3 protein-coding genes are annotated in these 2,845 nt (G+C 72.2%); 2 read left to right on the forward strand and 1 reads right to left on the reverse strand.

The window, feature by feature from the left end; translation table 11 throughout:
• Positions 1-931 (forward strand): MFS transporter (locus tag AC31A1_RS49460; protein WP_489659603.1); only part of this gene is annotated, 931 nt, incomplete at its 5' end.
• 6 nt (positions 932-937) lie between these two features.
• Here the strand turns inward: AC31A1_RS49460 and AC31A1_RS49465 are convergent.
• Complete coding sequence (locus AC31A1_RS49465) at positions 938-1,792, reverse strand: NAD-dependent epimerase/dehydratase family protein (protein ID WP_489659604.1); 855 nt, start codon at positions 1,790-1,792, stop codon at positions 938-940.
• Between the two features lie 119 nt (positions 1,793-1,911).
• Between AC31A1_RS49465 and AC31A1_RS49470 the strand changes: the two genes are divergently transcribed.
• Positions 1,912-2,784, forward strand: a complete 873-nt coding sequence (locus tag AC31A1_RS49470) for a helix-turn-helix transcriptional regulator (RefSeq protein ID WP_489659605.1) — start codon at positions 1,912-1,914, stop codon at positions 2,782-2,784.
• Positions 2,785-2,845: the final 61 nt, after the last annotated feature.

Genomic DNA, 2,845 nt, shown 5'->3' on the forward strand with positions numbered 1-2,845 from the left:
GTCGTTGCTGCTGCTCGCGGGCGCGGGCGGGGTGTGGACGATGGCGGCCGGCTGGTGCCTGGTCCAGCTCACCCTGAACGCGGCCTTCGCAGCGGTCACGGCGGCCGTCCCTGACCGGGTGCCACGGCTCCAACGGGGCTCTGTGGGCGGCTGGTTGGGCGCCGCCCAAATCCTGGGCGTGGTCGGCGGCACAGGTCTGGCGACGGCGGCCGGGGGCATCGGGGCGGGCTATGTGGCGTGCGCGGTGTTCACGGCGCTGGGCGTACTGCCGTACGTGCTCCGCCACAAGGACCTCCAACTCCCGCCGGAGACCCGCCCGCCGTGGTCCTGGCAGGGCTTCCTGCGGGGCTTCTGGCTGAGCCCGCGCCGCTATCCCGACCTGGGCTGGGCGTGGCTGACCCGCTTCCTGATCAACCTGAGCAATGCGCTGGTGCTGCTGTATCTGCTGTATTACCTGCGGGACCGCCTGCACTACCACGACCCCGACCAGGGCGTCCTGATCCTGACGGCGGTGAACGGCCTGACGCTCCTGGCCACGGTCGTGGTCGGCGGGGTGTGGTCGGACCGGGTCGGCCGCCGCAAGCCGTTCGTGATCTGGTCCGGCGTCCTGATGGCGGTGGCGACGGCGGTCCTCGCGGGCTGGCAGACCTGGCCCGGCGCGGTCGTCGCGGCGGCGGTCCTGGGCATCGGCTTCGGCGTCTTCACGTCGGTCGACTTCGCCCTGATGACGGACGTCCTCCCCAAGGCCCTGGACCGCGGCAAGGACCTCGGCGTGATCAATGTGGCGAACGCGCTGCCCCAGGTCGCGGCGCCCGCCCTCGCCGCGCCGATCGTGACGTATCTGGGCGGGTACCGGGTGCTGTATCTGGTGTCCGCGGTGATCGGGATGGCGGGGGCGTTGCTGGTGCGGCGGATTCGCGGGGTGGACTGAGCCGGGTCAGAGAACGCCCGCGTCCCGTGCCGACCACGCCGTCGGGAACAGCGGGCGGTAGCCCAGCTCGCGGCGGATGCGTTCCGTGGACATGATGCCCAGCCACGGGTCGGGGTCGGTGCGTTCGTGGAGTTCGGCGGGGATCTCGACGCCGTTGAGCAGATGGAGTTCGACCGCGGTGACCGGGGCGTCGTCGGCGATGTTGTAGATCCGGCCGGCGATTCCCGGGGCGTGCAGGATGCGCAGGAGGCCCTGGGCGACGTCCGCGTGGTGGCCCATGTGGAGGCGTTGGTTCGAGGCCCAATGGGCCGCCCAGCGCAGGGAGTTGGCGAGGTGGGGGTCGCCCTCGCCGTAGACGAAGGGGAGTCGGGCGACGCGGACGTCCATGCCGTCCAGGGCGAGCAACTCCCGTTCCGCCGTCGCCTTCGCGTCGGGGTAGGCGCCCCACATCTCGCCGCCGGGGCGGCTCTCGTCCTCCTCGGTCATGGGGCGGCCCCGCCCGGTGCCGTACACGAGCCCGGTGCTGACCTGGACGAAGCGCCGTACGCCTGAGGCCAGCGCCGCCTGTCCCAGGGCGACCGCCGCCGCGTGGTTGACGGCCCAGGCCTCCTCGTCCGGTACGCCGCGGAAGGACGCGGCGACGTTCACGACCGCGTCCACGCCGGCGACCGCCTTGCCGAGGGCGTCCTCGTCCCGCAGATCACCGAGGACGACCTCCGCGCCCAGCTCCGCGAATCGCTCGCCGCGGGCCTCGTCCCGCACCAGCACGCGCACCCGCTCCCCCGGCCTGGACTGCGCCAGCAGCCTCGGTACGAAGCGGCGTCCGACCTGGCCCGTCGAGCCTGTCACCAGTGTCAACATGTTGTGCTCCTCTCGTCTCCGACCAGCTTTGGACAGGCGGGCCGGTGCCGGGAGAGACCTTCCGGTCAGGGGATCGACAGTCCCTGGATAAGCCGGGCGGACTGCCGCACCCTGGAAGCGTGAACCGAGCCGAACTCGCCGACTTCCTGCGCCGCGGCCGGGCCCGCCTGGACCCCGCCGACGTGGGCCTCACGGCCGGCCCCCGCCGCCGTACACCGGGCCTGCGCCGCGAGGAGGTGGCCCAGCTGACCGGCATGTCCGTGGACTACTACACGCGCCTGGAACAGGCCCGCGGCCCGCACCCGTCCCGCCAGATGCTGGCGGCGCTGGCCCGCGCTCTACGCCTCACGGAAGACGAACGCGACCACCTGTTCCACCTGACCGGCGAGGAGCCGCCGCGGCGGGGCGCCACGTCCACGCATCTGCGGCCGGGTCTCCTCCTGGTCCTGGACCGGCTGCACGACACCCCGGCGCACGTGTCGAGCGACTGCGGCGAGATGATCGCCCAGAACGCGATGTCGAGGGCGCTGACCGGCGACGTGTTCGCCCGCCCGCCCCAGGACCGCAACCTGCTCCGCCGTTTCTTCCTGAACCCGACGGCACGGGAGATGTTCCCCCCGGAGGACATCCAGGACCACGCACGCTCCCACGTCGCGAACCTGCGCGCGGTGGCCGCTGCCCGCCCCGACGACCCCGAGCCGGCCGCGCTCGTGGCCGAACTCCGGTCGTCCAGCGAGGAGTTCGCACGCCTGTGGGAGGAACACGAGGTGGCGGTACGCCGTCAGTCCACGAAGCGCTTCCGCCACCCGCTGGTCGGCCTCCTGGAGCTGGACTGCGAGATCCTCCTGAACCAGGACGCCCACCACCTCCTGATCATCCACACGGCCCGCCCCGGCACGGAGTCGTACGAACGGCTCCAACTGCTGCGCGTAATAGGCCTACAGGACATGACCCAAGATCCAGCCCGCAAAATCAGCCCCTCCGGCGCTTGAGGAGCGGGGGTCCGGGGGCCGGCCCCCGTGTCGGGGTCGAAGGGGCGGAGCCCCTTGAAGA

The organism is Streptomyces sp. P5F9, from assembly GCF_057961495.1.

Coding starts and splice junctions, on each gene's coding strand:
- AC31A1_RS49465 (WP_489659604.1), bottom strand. CDS start 1,792: ATGTTGACACTGGTGACAGGCTCGACGGGCCAGGTCGGACGCCGCTTC.